General features: G+C 48.0%; 15 protein-coding genes. 7 read left to right on the forward strand and 8 right to left on the reverse strand.

Features of this window, described 5'->3' with window-relative positions; genetic code table 11:
- Positions 1 to 93: 93 nt before the first annotated feature.
- Entirely contained in the window at positions 94 to 1461 is a 1368-nt protein-coding gene (locus NDI44_RS16915) for a type IV pilin-like G/H family protein (RefSeq protein WP_190414376.1), read from the reverse strand.
- Positions 1462 to 1544: 83 nt separating this feature from the next.
- Positions 1545 to 2963 (reverse strand): serine/threonine-protein kinase, encoded by a 1419-nt coding sequence (locus NDI44_RS16920; protein WP_190414377.1) that lies wholly within the window; start codon positions 2961 to 2963, stop codon positions 1545 to 1547.
- A 25-nt stretch (positions 2964 to 2988) separates the two neighbouring features.
- On the opposite strand from NDI44_RS16920, the gene NDI44_RS16925 reads away from it, so the two are divergent.
- Complete coding sequence (locus NDI44_RS16925; protein ID WP_190414378.1) at positions 2989 to 3126, forward strand: hypothetical protein; 138 nt, start codon at positions 2989 to 2991, stop codon at positions 3124 to 3126.
- An 88-nt stretch (positions 3127 to 3214) separates the two neighbouring features.
- Here the strand turns inward: NDI44_RS16925 and NDI44_RS16930 are convergent, their stop codons facing one another.
- Positions 3215 to 4414 carry a phosphoglycerate kinase gene (locus NDI44_RS16930; RefSeq protein WP_190414379.1) on the reverse strand — a complete coding sequence of 400 codons (1200 nt, stop codon included), beginning with the start codon at positions 4412 to 4414 and terminating at the stop codon, positions 3215 to 3217.
- A gap of 177 nt (positions 4415 to 4591) precedes the next feature.
- On the opposite strand from NDI44_RS16930, the gene NDI44_RS16935 reads away from it, so the two are divergent.
- Both NDI44_RS16935 and ylqF read left to right on the forward strand, forming a co-directional pair.
- Complete coding sequence (locus tag NDI44_RS16935) at positions 4592 to 5014, forward strand: universal stress protein (RefSeq protein ID WP_190414380.1); 423 nt, start codon at positions 4592 to 4594, stop codon at positions 5012 to 5014.
- 77 nt (positions 5015 to 5091) lie between these two features.
- Positions 5092 to 5955 carry a ribosome biogenesis GTPase YlqF gene (gene ylqF, locus NDI44_RS16940; RefSeq protein ID WP_190414381.1) on the forward strand — a complete coding sequence of 288 codons (864 nt, stop codon included), beginning with the start codon at positions 5092 to 5094 and terminating at the stop codon, positions 5953 to 5955.
- Positions 5956 to 6002: 47 nt separating this feature from the next.
- Here the strand turns inward: ylqF and NDI44_RS16945 are convergent, their stop codons facing one another.
- Positions 6003 to 7526 carry a protein kinase gene (locus NDI44_RS16945; RefSeq protein ID WP_190414479.1) on the reverse strand — a complete coding sequence of 508 codons (1524 nt, stop codon included), beginning with the start codon at positions 7524 to 7526 and terminating at the stop codon, positions 6003 to 6005.
- A gap of 529 nt (positions 7527 to 8055) precedes the next feature.
- Here NDI44_RS16945 and NDI44_RS16950 point away from each other — a divergent pair.
- Complete coding sequence (locus NDI44_RS16950; protein WP_190414382.1) at positions 8056 to 9666, forward strand: adenylate/guanylate cyclase domain-containing protein; 1611 nt, start codon at positions 8056 to 8058, stop codon at positions 9664 to 9666.
- 403 nt (positions 9667 to 10069) lie between these two features.
- Positions 10070 to 11722 (forward strand): adenylate/guanylate cyclase domain-containing protein, encoded by a 1653-nt coding sequence (locus tag NDI44_RS16955; protein ID WP_190414384.1) that lies wholly within the window; start codon positions 10070 to 10072, stop codon positions 11720 to 11722.
- Between the two features lie 8 nt (positions 11723 to 11730).
- Here NDI44_RS16955 and NDI44_RS16960 read toward each other — a convergent pair whose 3' ends face one another.
- Complete coding sequence (locus NDI44_RS16960) at positions 11731 to 12903, reverse strand: glycosyltransferase (RefSeq protein ID WP_190414480.1); 1173 nt, start codon at positions 12901 to 12903, stop codon at positions 11731 to 11733.
- A gap of 270 nt (positions 12904 to 13173) precedes the next feature.
- On the opposite strand from NDI44_RS16960, the gene NDI44_RS16965 reads away from it, so the two are divergent.
- The gene (locus NDI44_RS16965) at positions 13174 to 13584 is read left to right on the forward strand and encodes a VOC family protein (protein WP_190414385.1); all 411 of its coding nucleotides are present in this window, start codon (positions 13174 to 13176) and stop codon (positions 13582 to 13584) included.
- 53 nt (positions 13585 to 13637) lie between these two features.
- On the opposite strand, the gene NDI44_RS16970 is transcribed toward NDI44_RS16965, so the two are convergent.
- Positions 13638 to 15833 carry a pentapeptide repeat-containing protein gene (locus NDI44_RS16970; protein ID WP_190414386.1) on the reverse strand — a complete coding sequence of 732 codons (2196 nt, stop codon included), beginning with the start codon at positions 15831 to 15833 and terminating at the stop codon, positions 13638 to 13640.
- Between the two features lie 176 nt (positions 15834 to 16009).
- Positions 16010 to 16360, reverse strand: coding sequence for a hypothetical protein (locus NDI44_RS16975; RefSeq protein WP_190414387.1), 351 nt, complete (start codon positions 16358 to 16360; stop codon positions 16010 to 16012).
- Positions 16361 to 16606: 246 nt separating this feature from the next.
- Between NDI44_RS16975 and NDI44_RS16980 the strand changes: the two genes are divergently transcribed.
- Positions 16607 to 17041: a hypothetical protein gene (locus NDI44_RS16980; RefSeq protein ID WP_190414388.1), complete on the forward strand. Its 435-nt coding sequence runs from the start codon at positions 16607 to 16609 to the stop codon at positions 17039 to 17041.
- Positions 17042 to 17099: 58 nt separating this feature from the next.
- Here NDI44_RS16980 and NDI44_RS16985 read toward each other — a convergent pair whose 3' ends face one another.
- Complete coding sequence (locus NDI44_RS16985; RefSeq protein ID WP_190414389.1) at positions 17100 to 17480, reverse strand: hypothetical protein; 381 nt, start codon at positions 17478 to 17480, stop codon at positions 17100 to 17102.
- Between the last annotated feature and the right edge of the window lie 96 nt (positions 17481 to 17576).

The raw sequence follows: 17576 nt of genomic DNA on the forward strand, positions 1-17576 counted from the left end.
CCGTAGAAAGCTGAGATGAGGGATTTAGAAACTTAGTATTTGCCTTCACGTATACTGATAATTCGGTTTTTTATCTTGTCACAGCGCCCTTATCTACCTTCCTATCTGCTCTTTTGGTATCTCTAGTGTGCCCGCAGGACAGGCTGGTTTGCCATTGTTATAAATTGGCTCTGGTAGTTTGGTAGCACCAACAGCATTAGATTCACACAAAATTGCTATTGTTTTCATCTTGCCCTTAACAGCATCTGAGGATTTTGCAGGTACTATAAACACACCTCCAACATAGCTTTTGTTATTACGATGGGGTATTGCGTAGTTAAATGCAGCTTTACTCGCCACCATACGAGTTGCATATTCGTAATTTCCTTTCTTATTTTCAACGCCAACCCCTAGTTTTTCAACCGAATCAGAAAAGTCATTCTTTTCTATAAAATAAGCTTGCTGACCCCGATTCATCGCCCCAACAGATTGTCTTGCTTCTGATTTTTCAATGATTGCCCGTTTGTTAAAAAAACTTGGCAGAGCAATAGCCGCGATGAGAGCCATAAAAGTAAATAATGGCAGCACAGTTAAAAGGACTAAACGACCATAACGAACCGAATTGCCCTTTGACGGAGCCTCTGTTTCGCTATTGGAGCTTTTAAAATTTTCCACTTGTTGCAGAGCTTCAAGTGCCTCGCGCGCCGTGGTAAATCGTTTTTCTGGAGCTGGCTCTATAAGCTTCTCAATCCAACTGCTGAAATGAGGATTGAGGCGAACTTTATCGGTAAATTGAATCCGCATCTGATGCTGCGGTAACTCAGAAGGCGGCGTTCCAGTTAACAAGTGGATTAGGGTGGCTCCTAGTGCGTAAAGGTCGGATGATGGAACTGCACGTCCCCACAACTGTTCTGGTGGCGCATAGCCACTGGTTCCCACCACAGTAAAGGTGACACCTTCTGCCTTTGCACGGTCTTGAACCGCACCAAAATCAACCAAATAAAACTGCCGATCTTCCCCCAAAATTATGTTGCTAGGTTTAATGTCTCGATGTAATACAGGTGGACTTAATTCGTGCAGATAAATTAGAATTTCTAGGATGTCCGTGGCAACATAGCGTACCTGCTCTGGTGTAAATTTTTTGCCTTGATCTAATAGCTGACGCAGGGAATTGCCGGGAATGTAATCTTGCACTAATCCAAACCAAGGTAAGCCGCCGCCTGCCTGTTCATCGAGAGAAAAATAATCTTGATAGGTCGGAATTCTGGGATGGTTTAAGTTTTTCAAAACTTGAGCTTCCCGTTCAAACAGCTTGAGTTCCTCCCACTGCATTTGAGGGCTGAAAGCTAGCAATTTGACAATTACCGATTCGCTGGGTTCTGCTTCTAAATCTTCTGCCAGCCAGGTTTGACGCCCTGCATTTTGTCCCAGTTGTTGTGTGAGGTGATAATGCCCCTGTAATATCTTTTCTGCTTGCAGCATGATAATTTTACTTAGTTAGTTGCTAATTGAAGGATTGAAAGATTACGAATACCTAGTTTGGGATGGTTCTTGGTCATTCGCTCCTATCTCAGCCAGTCTTGGATCTGTCGAGCTATCCAGTTACATTCAGGTTCAGTCAGGTTCTGAGCGAAACAGTATTTCAGCAATCCAGTTTCGAGAGTGACTCCTTCTAAAGGAATTGCTTCAACATTTTTGATGCTAGAAACTTTCCCCCGATGGCTAAGATATTTCAACCCAAACAATTCCCTTTTAATTACAAAGTTATCTTGATAGAATTCGATGCAATAATCTCCCCAATAGTTGAGTATGGGCCATTTCAAATCGGCGGGAATTTTCCACAATTCATTGTGTAGGCTCATCCATAGCCGACCCAAAATAAGTGTTAATAGAATGGAGAAAATGAACAAAAACATCGTAGGAAGCGATGACAACAGGGAGAGGAGCATATAAAATATTGAGAAAGCCAGCGATAACAGCACCAAACCCAGCAAAAATAGAGCGATTATGGAGGTCGCTACTAGCATCAATTTCCCTGTAAAGGCGAGAATGTCTTTAACTAGCAAGATTCCCCGCCCAGGAATTTTAATTTTTAACTGAGTAGAAGACTTCCAAAGCTGAACGCGACTGCCAGCAGGCTGACGGATTTGTTGCAGGAGGGCGTTGAGAGAACGATTGGCTTTGAGATCCTCCAGTGCTTGACGGGCGGTGCGATATCGTTGCTCTAAATCGGGTTCTGCGATCGCTTCAATCCACCGTACAAAATTGGAGTTAAGGCTAACCTTGTCGCTAAAGTGAATCCGTAGATTCTTTTGAGGCAAATCTGCCGGGGCGATGCCGGTTAACAAATGGATCAAAGTTGCCCCCAGCGCATACAAGTCGGATGCCGGAACTGCCTTTCCCCAAAATTGCTCTAGCGGCGCATAGCCAGTCGTTCCCACCACAGTGAAGGTGACTCCCTCCGCCACGGCTGAATCTTGAACTGCGCCGAAATCCACCAGATAAATTTGTTCATCTTCTCCCCAAATCAAGTTGCTAGGCTTGATGTCGCGGTGCAGCAACGGCGGGCTTAACTCGTGCAGATAGATAAGAATATTCAGCACCTCGGTGGCAATCTGCCGCACCTGGGCTTCGGTAAAGCGTTTGCCCTGTTTCAATAATTCTTGCAGGGAGGCACCAGGAATGTATTCTTGCACCAATCCAAACCAGCACAAACCAGCGCCAATCTGCTTATCGAGAGAAAAATAATCTCGATATTGGGGAATTTTGGGGTAATCGAGATTTTTCAGAACTTGCGCTTCGCGCTCAAATAGCTTGAATTCGTCCCACTGCATCTGGGGGCTGAAGGCTAGCAGTTTGACGATGACTTGTTGTGGCGGTGATGCCTCAATGTCAGTTGCTAGCCAGGTTTGACGCCCAGCATTTTGTCCTAATTTCGCTTGAAGTTGATAACGCCCTTGCAATACCTGCTGTGCTTGCAGCATCTCGCCCTTGGTTCCTTAGCGCCGTATGTACTCCAATTTAGCTAGCGATCGCTCTAAGCGCTACCGTTTCGCTACCACCCCGTCAGGTGTCCACTCTATTTCACTTAATACTGAATACAAGCGATCGCCCTCTCTTTCCCAACAAACGCGATCGCTCTGTTGAGGACGACAGCGAAGCAATATACCCCAAAAAGCGTAGAGACGCGATTAATCGCGTCTCTACAAGAATTTTATTTGTTTACTCTTAGAACTTAGGCATCATTCAACGCCGCAATACCAGGAAGTTCCTTCCCTTCCAGCAACTCCAGACTAGCGCCACCGCCAGTCGAGATGTGGCTCATTTGTTCGCCCAAGTTCAACTGTTCCACGGCTGCCACCGAGTCGCCACCGCCGATAATGGTAGTCGTCCCGCTCTTAGTGAGATCGGCAAGAGTCCGCGCGATCGCTTCCGTTCCCTTGGCAAATTGCGGAAACTCGAATACTCCCATCGGACCATTCCAGATTACCGTCTTGCAATCAGCAAGCGATTCCTGGAAGAATTTCACCGAGTCAGGACCAATATCCAAACCCATCCAACCATCGGGAATGGCGTCAATGCTAACCGTTTGAGCGTTGGCATCAGCAGCAAAATTATCTGCAACGACGACATCTGTCGGCAATAGCAGTTGAACACCACGCTCTTTCGCCTTCGCTTCCAAAGACTTCGCCAGTTCTAACTTATCTTCTTCCACCAGCGACTTCCCGACACTTAGCCCACGAGCCTTGTAGAAGGTAAAAATCATGCCGCCGCCCAGGATCAGCTTATCGCACTTATCCAGCAGCGTTTCGATGACGCCAATCTTGCTAGAAACCTTGGAACCCCCGATAATTGCTGCCAAAGGACGCTGAGGACTTTCAATCGCGCTTTGCAGATACTGGAGTTCCTTTTCAATCAAGTACCCCGCCACCGATGGGCTGAGATACTTGGTTACACCTTCTGTAGAAGCATGAGCGCGGTGAGCTGTTCCAAACGCATCATTCACATATAAATCGGCAACTGAAGCCAGTTTTTTAGCGAATTCTGGGTCATTCTTCTCTTCTTCCGGGTAGAAGCGGACATTTTCCAGCAGCAGCACGTCGCCATCTTGCATCGCCCCCACCTTGGCAGCGACATCATCACCGATACAGTCGTCAGTCTTGACAACTTCTTTACCCAGCAATTCAGACAGGCGCTTTGCCACCGGCGTCAGGCGGTATTTATCATCGACACCTTTGGGACGCCCAAAGTGACTAGACAGAATTACCTTAGCGCCTTTGGAAGTTAAATCCTGAATTGTCGGCAGAGCTGCCCGAATGCGAGTATCGTCAGTAATGTTGCCATTGTCCAGCGGTACATTAAAATCCGCCCGTACCAGTACCCTTTTGCCGGATAAATCGGATGCCGATAAATTTGCTACAGTTTTCTTGGACACAGCGTAAACCTCCTAATTGCGTCTTTTTATACTCTTCACTAGCAACCGCGTGTCACTGGTCGTTTGCCCTTTTCCCTCAAAAGCTAGATAGACCAAACCAAATGCAGGGGTAAGGTTATTTCTAGCTCTCTAGCCGTCCACATTTTACAAGAGTTGGGGTTTCTACAGGAGCGTGCCATGTTCAAGACTGTTCTGTTTCCTGTCGATCAAAGTCGAGAAGCGCGCGAAGCGGCTGATGTCGTTGTGAATGTTGTGCAAAAGTATGGTAGTAAATTAATTTTGCTTTCGGTGGTAGAAGAACCCAGCCCAGAGCCAGAGGTGTCGCCGCTCAATTCAGATGCTGCAATGACATCGCCAGAAGCAGTCGCCGAACTGCTCAAAACAGCTCAAAATCTATTTGCCGATCAAGGCATCCAGTCTCAAACGATTGAGCGTCAAGGCAAACCAGCTTTTACCATCTGCGATGTTGCTGACGAAATTGACGCCGATTTAATTGTGATGGGCTGTCGAGGGCTGGGTTTGACTGAAGAAGGCATGACTGACAGCGTCACGAACCGGGTAATTAATTTATCTCCTTGTCCGGTATTGATTGTTCCTTAGTCAAAGTTTAGATTTTGGATTTTGGATTTTAGATTCAATCTAAAATCTAAAATCTAAAATCTAAAATCTAAAATCTTATGACGACTCCTTCAATTCAGTGGTATCCCGGACACATTGCCAAGGCTGAGAAAGCGCTTAAAGAACAGCTCAAGCGTGTGGATGTGGTGTTAGAAGTGCGAGACGCCCGAATTCCCATCTCTACGCACCATCCCCGCGTGCCAGAGTGGATAGGCGGCAAGGCAAAGGTATTGGTACTTAACCGCACGGATATGATTTCTCCCGCAGTCCGGCAACTGTGGACTGAGTGGTTTAGGGATCGGGGGGAAACGCCATACTTCACAGATGCCCAGCATGGGAAGGGTGTTGCAGCAGTGGCACAGGCGGCGCAGGCAGCGGGTGTAGAGATGAATCAACGAAGAAGCGATCGCGGGATGCTTCCTCGTCCAGTCCGTGCCGTTGCGATTGGGTTTCCTAATGTGGGCAAATCGGCGCTAATTAATCGTTTATTAGGAAAGCGAGTGGTAGAAAGCGCCCGTCGTGCTGGTGTAACGCGCCAGCTACGCTGGATACGCATTTCCGATGAGATTGAACTTTTAGATGCCCCTGGCGTTTTGCCTTCCAAGTTAGAAAATCAGCCTGCTGCTTTAAAGTTAGCGATTTGTGATGATATTGGTGAGGCGTCTTACGACAATCAACGAGTGGCATCTGCGTTAGTCGATTTGCTCAAAACGCTCAACGCCCCCGATGCCGATTTATTTCTATTGAAGTCTTTACAGTCTCGCTACGGAGTAGATCCCACTTCGTTCGCAGGCGACGAATATCTACAAGCTGTGGCAGATGAACGTCATAAAGGCGATGTAGAGCGCACAGCACGACAGCTATTAAATGATTTTCGCACGGGTTTATTAGGTGCGATTCCCCTAGAATTGCCGCCAGTCTGAATAGCAAAAGCTCCGGACAATTAAATGTCTTGGAGTAAGAACTATTCCTATTTAGAAGGACAGGTATTTTTTGTCCGACCCTTCCAAATCCAACCGGAGACTGGAGAGTTAATTTCTATCCAGCCACCTTCTTCTTTTCCAGTAACAGAGACTTTGGTTCCTGCTTTCACAACATCCCCTGTTTTCTTTCGTCCATCCACAGAGCGGACATTGGATGAACTAAGAACAACAACACAAGTGTTTTTCACTTCATTTTTAGCTGGCGCAGTAATTTGATTTTTAGCCGTTTCAGGAGAGGACGGGACTTGACGACTTGCAAAAATTACCCCAATTGCAATGACAAAGATAGCAGTGCTTGCTCCAATTAACAGCGGCAATTTGTTAGGAGATTTAAGTCCAGAATCCAGGCTGGACGACGAACTAATCGGAGCTGGGGCGGGATTTCCAGGAGCAATTGTCACCGTGTTCTGCGTGGCGGGTGCGGTTGGAGGCGTTGCTTCATCTACGACGCTAGCCGGAGAATCCACTGTCTTTTCCGATGAATTGCCTGTAGCAATGGTTACGGTATTGTCCGTAGGGGGCGCGATCGCCGGGGTGGAAATAGGAGCAGGGGCGTTATTGGGCGAGACGTGGGGATTGGTGCGTTCTTGGAGCGAGCGCAGTGCCTTATTTGCCGACACAGAACCGTCTTTCCAGTAACCGCGCACCTTCTGTCCCAAGACTGCGGCGATCGCTGCCGGGGAATTCGGATTGGTTAGGGAAGCAAGCGATCGCAATGCCTCGGTTGCTGACTGATAGCGGAATTTGAAGTAGTGGCGTACCATTTGACTCAGGACAGCGGCTAACCCATCGCTAACTTGAGCCAAGTGCCGCCAGAGAATCTCCCCGCTGTCGGGATCTTCTGCTAATTGCCTGGGATTCAGCCCGGTCAAGGCTTGGATACCAATCATGCCCAGTGCGTACAGATCGCTGCTAGGGCGGGGTCTGCCTTGTCCCTGTTCGCTAGGCATATAGCCTGGGGTACCAATCGCAACCGTCTCATTCATCCCTTCTTGAGCGATGACGGATTGCATCTGCACCTGTTTGACGGCACCAAAATCTACCAAAACTAACTTCTTATCGGAAGAACGGCGAATTAAATTATCCGGTTTGAGATCCCGATGAATCACCCCGTTCTCGTGTACAAATTCCAGAATAGATAATACTTCAGACAGCAGTTGAATCACCTGACTTTCGCTCCACTGCTGTCCTGGTGGCAGTTCTACACTTAGAGGCTGTCCGTCGATAAATTCCTGCACTAAGTAAAACTCTTCCTGCTCCTCAAAGTAAGCTAACAGCCGGGGAATTTGGTCGTGGTTCCCCAACTTTTCCAGAGTTTCGGCTTCGCTATTAAACAGGCGTCTCGCTGTTTGTAAAAATTCGGGATTGCTAGTCGCGGGTTTGAGGTGTTTAACAACGCAGGTAGGGTTCCCAGGTCGGCGAGTGTCTTGGGCAATGTAAGTATGACCAAATCCACCTTGGCCTAGCGCCTGGATCACCTGGTAGCGCTGGTCTAGTAATATGCCTATCATGGTGTCGCTGCCCTGAGCTGAGGTAAACCGTATAACATAATTGAGTTTTTCCAAAAAGGAAGCAGTGTTTTCCGGATGTTTCATCAGATATGCACGGATTGCATATCTGATGAAAGAGCTACCCCCTTTCAGGGAATCGCTCTCTCCCGCCGCACTCTTGATTGACTGCGTATGAAAACCGCACTTTCGCGTCTTCTCTGGTGCCCAGTTGTCAATGCTTCGACGGTCTCGCTAAAACCTCGACCTGACATCGGGAACCAGCGAATACTATGATACTGTTGTTCAAGGAATGAGGGGTATGACCCCCCATTTATATAAGATAAGGCTGAAGGGCGCAGAGGCATTAACGCTAAAACTCAAACGATTTGCCGATTAAGCTGCCCTAAGCGTGTAGCTTGGGCAGGGTTGCATAAATGCCTTTGAGAATGCCATAACCTTGAGGGGAAGTGAGGGAAACCAATCAAAAGCCCCTTACTTTGCTGAGTTTTTGCACGCCTCGTTCGCTTCGCTTCAAAAAGGGATAGGAGTCATGGCTGAACTCAATCTGCGTCTACGAGAGGGAGATACAGAAAGAACGATTACGGTGAATCGGGATGAATTTACGATCGGTCGTTTGCCAGAATGCAACTTGCATTTGCCTTTCGAGGGAATTTCCCGGTGTCATGCCCGCTTTTTGAAAACGCCTTCTGGGGCGTGGACAATTGAGGATATGGGCAGCAAAAACGGAACGCGATTGAATGAACGCCCTGTCATCTCGCCTCAACAGGTAAATCACGGCGATATTCTTTGGCTGGGGGATATTAGCCTGAATATTCTTTTGAGCCATCCTGCTCAACCCCATCTAACACAGCTGGTGGAACCCGTGGCTCAAGGAACCACCATCTTTCGCAATGTTCAAGAGCTGCAACAGCAGTGGATACAAGCGGAAGGGACGCTAGACGTAGTTAGCAATAAGGAAAAAGCGATCGCTCGTCTCAAAGATTTGGTGAATATCGCCAAGAATTTGAGCGCAGCTGAATCGATCGAAGCAATTTTCTACCAGGTGCAGGAAGTCGTTTTCCGCGAACTTCAAAGCATTGAGCGCTTGGCATTGTTAATCGATGTAGAGGGTTCCGGCAAACTAGAATTGCTGAATGCCGCCGCTAGAGATATTTTGGAACAACAGAATCTAACGGCAAATGGCAGTTGGATTAGCCGCACCATTTGTCAAAAGGTATTTGCCGAGAAAGTCGCAATTCAAACCGCTGATGCCCAGATGGATAAACGGTTTGAGGGGCAACAGAGCATTTTAGTCAAAGGGATCAAGAGCGCGATCGCCGTCCCGCTTTGGGATGAAAATAAAGTAGTCGGTGTTCTTTATGCCGATGCTCATCTTTCCTCTAGCCATTGGACGAAAGGAGGCGAGGAAGACCTCAGCTTTTTTTCGGCTTTAGCGAATCTGGTCGCATCCGCAGTCCAACGTTGGCTGTTAACACGGAAACTGAGAAACGAAGAAACCATTCGGACTCGACTAGAGCGCTATCACTCCCCTGCCGTTGTACAGCACATTATGACCTTAGGGGCCTTAGACAACGGTCGTCTCACGCCTGCTGAGGTTGATATCAGCATTCTCTTTGCCGATATTGTTGGCTTCACCGCCCTTTCGGAACGGTTGAGTCCTACAGAAATTGCCCAATTACTCAATGATTTCTTCGAGGAAATGCTACAGGAGGTTTTTACCGCTGGAGGAACGTTAGACAAGTATATTGGAGACTGCATCATGGCATTTTTTGGCGCTCCGGAACCTCAACCGGATCATGCCGACCGAGCTTTCGCTGCCGCCAAGGGAATGCTGACTCGTCTAGAGAAATTAAATGCCGCTCGAGTCTGGCGCGAACCGCTGCAAATTCGGGTTGCTATCAATAGTGGCAGAGCCGTGATTGGAGATGTCGGTAGCTCTCAAAGAGTAGACTATACCGCTTTAGGAGCAACGATTAATTTAGCCTCCCGCATGGAAGGAATCTGCCCCCCTGGTGAATGTGTCGTCAGTGAAGCCACGTATTCATTGCTGAAGCGATCCCAAGACTTGCAGACGGTAGGAGAACACCATTTCAAAGGGATTGACCGACCTGTCAGCGTTTATCAAACCAAGCGGCATTAAAGTGCTGGCTCCCCTCTGAGTTTTAGTGGAGCTAAAGGGCGGATTTTGAGTTTTCGGCTAAGACCAAGCCAAACCCTTTCTCGACGACGAAATCGAGGAGTTTATCGCTTCTCCTCACCAGCCCAAAAAATTTATTCCTCACCTTCCCCGTATCGGGGTGGGTTAGCCAGAGGTGGCAAGAGGTTGAGCAGAAGGTTAACCGAAAAGGAGCTGGGTGCGATTTCCCGGTCGTTGCGACCTATGGCAACACAGCGTATCATCTGTCGAAGGATTTCGTCAGAGTTAAGATGGTGGCAGTAATTGCCGGGAAAACGCATATATTTGTGGGTGCTTTCTTTGACTATTGCTTTGTCCAGGAGTTTTAGCAAGCCTTGTTCGCCTTGGTTCAAGGAGGTTTAGAGTCATGGCTGAACTCAAGCTGCGCCTACAAGTTGAGGAAAATGCTGAAAGCACCGTCACGGTGGATAAAGAGGAATTTATTATTGGTCGTTTGCCAGAATGCGATCTGTACTTGCCTTATTTTGAAATTTCCCGCTGTCATGCCCGGTTGTTAAATACACCGGATGGCGTGTGGGTAGTCGAAGATATGCATAGCACAAACGGAACGCGGTTAAATGACCGTCTGCTAGCAGCGCCCCAAAGAGTGAATCATGGGGATGTTATTCAGATGGGTCATGTTTTCATCCACATTCTTTTAGCTAGTTCTCCTCAACAAAAAACTCAACTCAATCCCATCAATGCAGATCCGATCCCCGAAGAAGTGACGATTCTTCGCAATGCCAAAGAACTGCAACAGCAATGGATACAAGCGGATGATGAAGGGAGTAATATTGCGAATCCCCACAAAGCGATCGCTCGGCTGAAAGACTTGGTTGATATCGCTAGATGTCTGAATTCTGCCGAATCGATCGAAGCAATTTTCCAGCAGATACAAGAAATTGTTTTCCGCGATCTCATTAGTATCGATCGGTTGGCATTGTTGATTGATGTCGATTGTTCGGGGGAACTTGAATTACTTCAAGCAGCAGCGAGAGATATTTCTCAGCAGGAAAATCTCGCCGCAGATGGCAGTTGGATTAGCCGCACCATTTGTCAAAAAGTATTTACGGATAAAGTCGCCATTAAAACCGCTGATGCCCAAATGGATGAACGGTTTGAAGGCGAACATAGTATTTTAGCAAAAGGCATTCGTAGCGCTCTAGCGGTTCCTCTGTGGGATGAAAATCAGGTAGTCGGCGTTCTTTATGCCGATGCCCATCTTTCTTTTACCCATTGGAACAAAGGAGGAGATGAAGACCTCAGCTTTTTTTCAGCTTTAGCGAATTTGGTGGCGTCGGCGGTGCAACGTTGGCTGTTAGCAGAGAAACTCAGAAGCGAAGCCAACATTCGACACCGATTAGAACGCTATCACTCTCCTTCAGTTGTGCAGCATATTATGAATGTAGGAGGATTAGAAGGCGGTCGTCTTACCCCCACAGAAGGCGAAATCAGCATTCTTTTTGCCGATATTGTTGGCTTTACTGCGCTTTCGGAACGTTTAACTCCGACAGAAATTGCCGATTTGCTCAATAGTTTCTTTGAGGAGATGCTCAAAGAAGTTTTTGCCGCCAGAGGAACGCTAGATAAATTTATTGGAGATTGCATTATGGCATTTTTTGGCGCTCCAGAACCCCAGCCGGATCATGCCGACCGGGCTTTTGCCGCTGCTTGGGGAATGCTGGAACGTCTGGAGCGTCTGAATGCTCGTAAGTTCTTTCAACAACCGCTGCAATTGCGGATAGCGATTAACAGCGGTAAAGCGGTGGTTGGAGATGTGGGCAGCTCTCAGAGAGTAGACTATACCGTCTTAGGCGCTACGATTAATCTTGCCTCGCGGATGGAAGGAATTTGTCCCCCCGGTGAATGTGTCGTGAGTGAAGCCAGCTATTCTTTGCTCAGTCAACCGAAAGATTTGTTTCCGATGGGAGAGTACCGTTTTAAAGGTATTGACCGACCGATACGGGTTTATCAGACTAAGCGGCAGAGCGTTATCCACGATGGTATTCAGTCGGGTTAGAGATGAGATTAAACCTGGAACCCCATTTCTTGCAATCCTTGGCGGAGTCTAGCGGCTTCCTCTGGGTTGTGTTGCTCGTGAAGGGCGATCGCTTTCCCAAAGGCTTCTAAACTTTCGATTACGTTCCCCATTTTCAACAGGGCAACTCCCAGATTTTGATACGCCTCTGCATAGTCTGGGTTCAGTTGAATCGCTTGGCGGTAAGCAGCGATCGCATCTGGCAGACGCCCGATTGCCTTTAATGCCATGCCCAGATTGTACTTTCCGACCGCAAAACTAGGGTCAATCTGTAAGGTCGTTTCATAAGCTTTTTGGGCATTAGTAAAATCCCCAGATGCTATCAACAAGTTGCCTAAATTGTTATAAGCCCCTAGTTTAAGTTTGGGCAGAATTGGCTGTTGAATGGCGACTTGATAATGTGTCGTCGCTTGTGCAAGATCGTTCACACGAATATAGGCATTGCCCAGATGGTAGTGCAACTCGTATAAAACAGAAGCATCAGTCTCTGCTGATTTTAAGCCGCGCTTTAGGATTCCGATTCCCTTACTAATTTTCCCTGTTTCGACATAAAGCGCCCCCAATTTACAACAATCATAGGGATCGTTGGGATGGCTTGCCAGATAGCCTTCCATCGCCGCCTGCGCCCTATCGAATTTGTTTAAAGATGCGATCGCTCCCGGTTGATAGCCATAGTGCAAAATTGCGACATCCGACAGAGAAACGATCTGCCACTGGGGTTCTCTCTGCAACAATTCGGCAACGCTATCATCCACGAGCGAATGGTAAGGACGAGAAAAGCGCACGTCTGGGTGATTGCGAAATAGACGAGAAACTAGGGAATAGGGTGATTGAGAGGCTCCGACTTCTTGACGAATCAGGTTGACGACGAGATGGCGATCGCTTTCCATCGCTTGCTTCATCTGCGGCACAATTTCCGGTGTCAGCACTTCATCCGCATCCAACACCAGCACCCAATCTCCCTGAACGTACTTCAGCGACTCATTCCGCGCCGCTGAGAAGTCATTGCACCATTCAAAGTGATAAACCTTCGCCCCAAATTCTCTGGCAATTTCAACGGTTTTGTCAGTGGAGCCGGTATCCAGCACCACCATTTCATCTACCACATCTTTGACACTATTCAAGCATTGTGGTAAAGACGATTCTTCGTTTTTAACAATCATGCAGAAGCTTAGCTTCATTGGACACCATGAACTGGCTTAAGGGACTCGTGGTTATTTTAAATGCGATCGCATAAAGCTAATTAAACAGTAAAAAAAGAATTCTTTTTTTGCCTGCCCTTCGGTAGATAGGGATCAAAACTTATATATTTTTGATGTGTAACAGCATACAAAATATCGGCTCCTGGCTAAAAATTGGATTTCCTGCTCTGAACCAACTTGCAAAACGGGAGTTTATAATACATTTGTTCTTCCGAAACAGGGTAGATTTGTATGACCCTTGGTACCTTGAATCACCTAAGCTTGACGGTTAGCGATCGCTCGAAATCGGAACCGTTTTATAACGCAATTTTGGAATTCATGGGCTACCAGCAGGTGGAGAAAAATGATGAGTTTATTATGTGGTGGTCAAAGGATGTCGGGGCAATTTTGATTTATGCCGCGAATCCAGATTCCCCGAACAAACTACACGATCGATACTCGCCAGGACTACACCATCTTGCCTTTAACGCCGACAGCCGCGAACAGGTAGATAACTTATACAACCTGATTCTTGAACTAGGCGCTACAGTCCTCGATCCGCCAGCCGAATACAACCAGTATGCACCGGGCTACTACGCTGTCTTCTTTGCCGATCCCGATGGGATCAAACTGGAATTGGTTCATATGCCCAATCTACCCTAGAGCACTTTCCTGCTCGCTGGATCTTGCGGTTTCTAGGTGCCCTTCTGCCTGATTTACTGACAGCGAGGATGACGCCCTCCTTGGTCACAAATTAAGTCAATTTGCTTGGCATCTAAATTCTTGGCTTGAGAAAAATCGACGCCCTTAACACGAGCCAAGGATGCGGCATTGGGTGCCTCTTGAATGAATTGATCCGACTGCAAGGGTTTTGGGGCGGCAAAGGTTGCCCCCTTCAAATTAGCTCCTGCTAAATTCGCCCCGCGCAGGTCTGCCGCACTCAGGTTGGTGTTTTGTAAATTGGCATTTTGCAACTGAGCCTGAGCGAGATTGGCACCAACCAGCCTGGTGGCGCTGAGGTCAGCTTTTTGGAGATTGGCGTTCTGAAAATCTGCTTCTGAAAGGTCTGCTCCTTGCCAGTTGGAGTTCGTCAGCAGCGCAAAGGGAAACTTAGCCCCGACAGCGCTAACTTGTCCGAGACGGGCGCTAGAGAGATTGGACTGAGTAAAGTTGGCATTGGCTAAATCTGCACCCGTCAGGCTGGCATTTTCTAAGACAGCTTGATGGAAGTCTGCACCGATTAGCTTGGCACTACTGAGGTTGGCTCCGACGAGTTGAGCCTGGGACAAATTAGCCCGATTCAAGGTGGCACGGATTAGGTTGGTGCGATTCAGGGGGACACGGCTCAAAAGAGCGCCACTGAGGTTCGCTTCTTTAAGATCGGCTCCATTGAAGTCCGCAATCCGATCATCAAAGGTGCCCAGACGCCCATCCTCACCGGCACCCAAGAAGCGGCTATTCCGTAAACTGGCACCTGCGAGGGAGGCTCCTTTGAAAAGAATCCCAGAAAGATCAGCTTTGTCTAGAACCAGAGTAAATGGAGCAGGCTCGTGGCGTACCTGTGCGAGGTCGGTGCGACTGAGATCGGCCTTGTAGACTTGAGCGGGGTAGATGCTGAGAATTTTAGCGATCGCGCGTTGAGTGCCCACCAGTCGCCTTGCTATTAACTGTTGCTCTACGAATCCACTCCCTTGCAGCAGCGCTTCGTCCTTTTGCAGGGAAAGATTTAAGCGCTGCAAGTAGGGTAAAGCTTCCGGACCCGTACTGACTAAGGTTTGCCCAATTGTCTCCATCAAAGCGGGGACTCTTTCTTGACCCAGCAAATCTACTAAGAAGGGAATCGCTCGCGAGTCGTCCAACCTTGCCAGCGCCAAGATAGCACTCCGTCGTTCTTCTAATTGGTTAGGGGAAGATTGACTTAACCGCTCGACCAGCGCCAAAAACACTTTGTTATTCTGTTGCTTGGACGAGCGCCAATTTGCCTGACTTTGAATGTACATTTGAGTGCCGACGAAGGTTCCCAAGACAGCACTCATGCAAGAAAAGCCGACAATTATCAGCGTCAGACTGGGGTTTTGACGCATCCAATCCCAAAGATGCAGCGATCGCTTGGAAGAGGGTTTGGAAGATGGAGAAGTCAGGGCAATGCTTGTGATGGTTTCCCTTGCTCGCTTCGCTGGCTGTTCGGTTCCCGGCAATTGGTTTAACTGAGGAGCATTCCGCGACCGATCGGGTACAAAAGCCCTGGCTCCATCGATGACAAAGGTTCCAGCGATTCTATCGTGCAAGGTGCGACGTTCGGGATTGAACAGCGCGATCGCATTTTCCCCCAGCCACATCAAAGCAGACAATCCCAGCAAAATCCCCAAATCTGGAAAAGCACCGCTGTAGCGCCATATCAGATAAGCCGTCGAAAGCGGCAATCCCCACCTGCCGACTCCCTCTCTCCAAATCGCGCGAATCAATCCTGGCGGGTCACCTGATGCTTGTACTACTTGGACCCCTAGCCAGCCCTTGGGCGAAGTTTGCCCGGTTTTTCCCAATTTATACAGTTGCCAGCCTACGACCAGGACAGGAGTCACCAGCGCCCCGCACCAAAACAAATTGGTGAGTGGAGCAACCCGTTGGTTGCTTGCGCGCCGGGGAATTGCTAACGTTTGAGCGATCGCATCCTCGGTGGTTGCTAGCACTGGGTTGAGAGGAACGGTTTCCTGAGAGACACACGCACCAGCATTCGTACAAAACTTGGCGGCAAGACCGATGCTATAGGGAACTAAAGCACTCGCAAGCACCAGCGAGACTTCCACAATCGTGGCAGCACCCCGTCGGGTACCCAGTGGTAGTCGGTGCATCTGTATCCGCCAAGACGGGCTTTTGCGATTCGAGCTTTTTTTCACGCTTTGGGTAGCCATTCGAGCATTCCACAAATAGCAGTTAGCTGTTCGCTTCTAGCAAATTTTGTCCGGGCAGGCAACCCTTATTTTGCTGGTAAAGATCCGCATTAGTAATGAACCTGCCCTACGTCCTTAGACGACTATACCCGTCCGGAGTCCATAGTCCTCATTGCTACCCAAAAAATTAAGACTTGCTAATCGGGGGACTTGGGGGCAATAAACAGTTTGTACGCCAAATACACTAACCCTGCCAAGATGCCGAGACTAATCAGGGATGCAACTAGATACAAAACGCTTCTGATTAGCCCAAAACCAACCAAAGCCGCGACGGCGACAACAGCAACTTTACCAGCACCAGGAAGCCCTTGAAACCAGTTAGCAATTTTGTTGAACAGAGACTGAATTGATTGAGATTCTTTAGGTTGAACCTGGAGAGGTTTCCCCGGTTCGGTTTCTATCATTGGCGCGGGAGGGTTGCTCTGATTGATTTGAGCATCTAGTTCTTGGAGTTTACGCTCCCAGTCTTGATTTTCTTGAGGATTCATCTTTTGTTTTTATAGTGAGTGACGAAAATGACGGTTACAAATGAAAAACTGACAGTCAAGCATGTATTGTCTTGGTGATTTAAACAAAAGTTTGTTTTAGCAACACCATGACTTAAAAAAGAAGAAATTTTAGCGCCCTCTCAGATACGTGACACTTTAAGAAAAGGAACACACTCGAAACACCTTTATTTACTTCTGTAGGACACTTATAGTAAGACTTCCTTAAAAAGGCAAGGGGATGACGAAATGAAGATGCTTCGCAAATGGATAGTTATTCCCACAACCTTGGCGTTAATCTTAACAGGCGCTGGGGCGGCTCGTAGTGATGCCCCAGTGTTAGAACTGTCGTCGAAGTTGTCGAACGAGCCGGTCGTCCTCAACGGGGCTTCTGGCGGTCAAACAAGTAGTAATTGCGGTTATATCTCCCAAACCCCGAATCAAGTTGTTCGGGTAACGGCAGATCGGATCGATTACTTGCGGTTGAGTATCCAAAGCAGTGGCGAGCCTACGCTTCTGGTTGATGGCCCAGGAGGACGATTCTGCGTGTTGGCAGATAGTGTTTCTGGAGATAAGCCGGAGATTTCAGGAGTTTGGCTTCGGGGGGATTATAACGTTTATGTCGGCGATCGCGCGGGTGGCACCCATCCTTATACTCTATCGATTACTGGACAGACTAAATAATCAGTCATTCGTCAGTCGTAATCAATCAAAAACGAGTGACGAATAACTTGATTTTGTTCTAGTCTTCCAAAGAGCGGGCAGATACCTCAACGGCTTCAACGTCAATCGTTCCGGGAGGCGTCAAACGGTTAAAGTGTCCCTGTTCGATTTTGAGCGACTCGCCACAATTGGGGCACTGGCACTCGGTTCGATTCAAAGCTGTAAATTCATAGCTACAGACGGGACACTGGTCGGCAATGAGGTTGCGTTGCAACCACCAGCGAAAGCCCAGGAAGGCAAGGACTGGTGCGACGAGGATTAAACCTATCAGAATTAGAAAAGATTTTACCAACCAGCCAAGCCCAATCGACCCCAGCAACCAAATGATGAGCAGCAAGGTAAGCCAAGAGCCGACCCCAGAAAGCTTGAATTGAAAGGAATTGGGGCTGTTCTGGTTCACGGCAGTCTCCAACAAAAGCAAGGTAGTATGGACTACTTCCATCCTAAATCAGAATCGATTCTCTCTGAGAACAGAGGCCGTTCAGTATTGATTTTC

Origin of the sequence: Trichocoleus sp. DQ-A3, assembly GCF_039961975.1 — a bacterium.
Lineage (GTDB): Bacteria > Cyanobacteriota > Cyanobacteriia > Cyanobacteriales > FACHB-T130 > FACHB-T130.

Bases quoted from the DNA above. Each gene is read 5' to 3' on its own strand.
- NDI44_RS16955 (WP_190414384.1), top strand. From the start codon at position 10,070: ATGGCTGAACTCAAGCTGCGCCTACAAGTTGAGGAAAATGCTGAAAGC.
- NDI44_RS16925 (WP_190414378.1), top strand. From the start codon at position 2,989: ATGTACTCCAATTTAGCTAGCGATCGCTCTAAGCGCTACCGTTTCGCT.
- NDI44_RS16920 (WP_190414377.1), bottom strand. From the start codon at position 2,963: ATGCTGCAAGCACAGCAGGTATTGCAAGGGCGTTATCAACTTCAAGCG.
- ylqF (WP_190414381.1), top strand. From the start codon at position 5,092: ATGACGACTCCTTCAATTCAGTGGTATCCCGGACACATTGCCAAGGCT.
- NDI44_RS16970 (WP_190414386.1), bottom strand. From the start codon at position 15,833: ATGGCTACCCAAAGCGTGAAAAAAAGCTCGAATCGCAAAAGCCCGTCT.
- NDI44_RS16975 (WP_190414387.1), bottom strand. From the start codon at position 16,360: ATGAATCCTCAAGAAAATCAAGACTGGGAGCGTAAACTCCAAGAACTA.
- NDI44_RS16915 (WP_190414376.1), bottom strand. From the start codon at position 1,461: ATGCTGCAAGCAGAAAAGATATTACAGGGGCATTATCACCTCACACAA.
- NDI44_RS16945 (WP_190414479.1), bottom strand. From the start codon at position 7,526: ATGATAGGCATATTACTAGACCAGCGCTACCAGGTGATCCAGGCGCTA.
- NDI44_RS16965 (WP_190414385.1), top strand. From the start codon at position 13,174: ATGACCCTTGGTACCTTGAATCACCTAAGCTTGACGGTTAGCGATCGC.
- NDI44_RS16960 (WP_190414480.1), bottom strand. From the start codon at position 12,903: ATGATTGTTAAAAACGAAGAATCGTCTTTACCACAATGCTTGAATAGT.
- NDI44_RS16950 (WP_190414382.1), top strand. From the start codon at position 8,056: ATGGCTGAACTCAATCTGCGTCTACGAGAGGGAGATACAGAAAGAACG.
- NDI44_RS16980 (WP_190414388.1), top strand. From the start codon at position 16,607: ATGAAGATGCTTCGCAAATGGATAGTTATTCCCACAACCTTGGCGTTA.
- NDI44_RS16935 (WP_190414380.1), top strand. From the start codon at position 4,592: ATGTTCAAGACTGTTCTGTTTCCTGTCGATCAAAGTCGAGAAGCGCGC.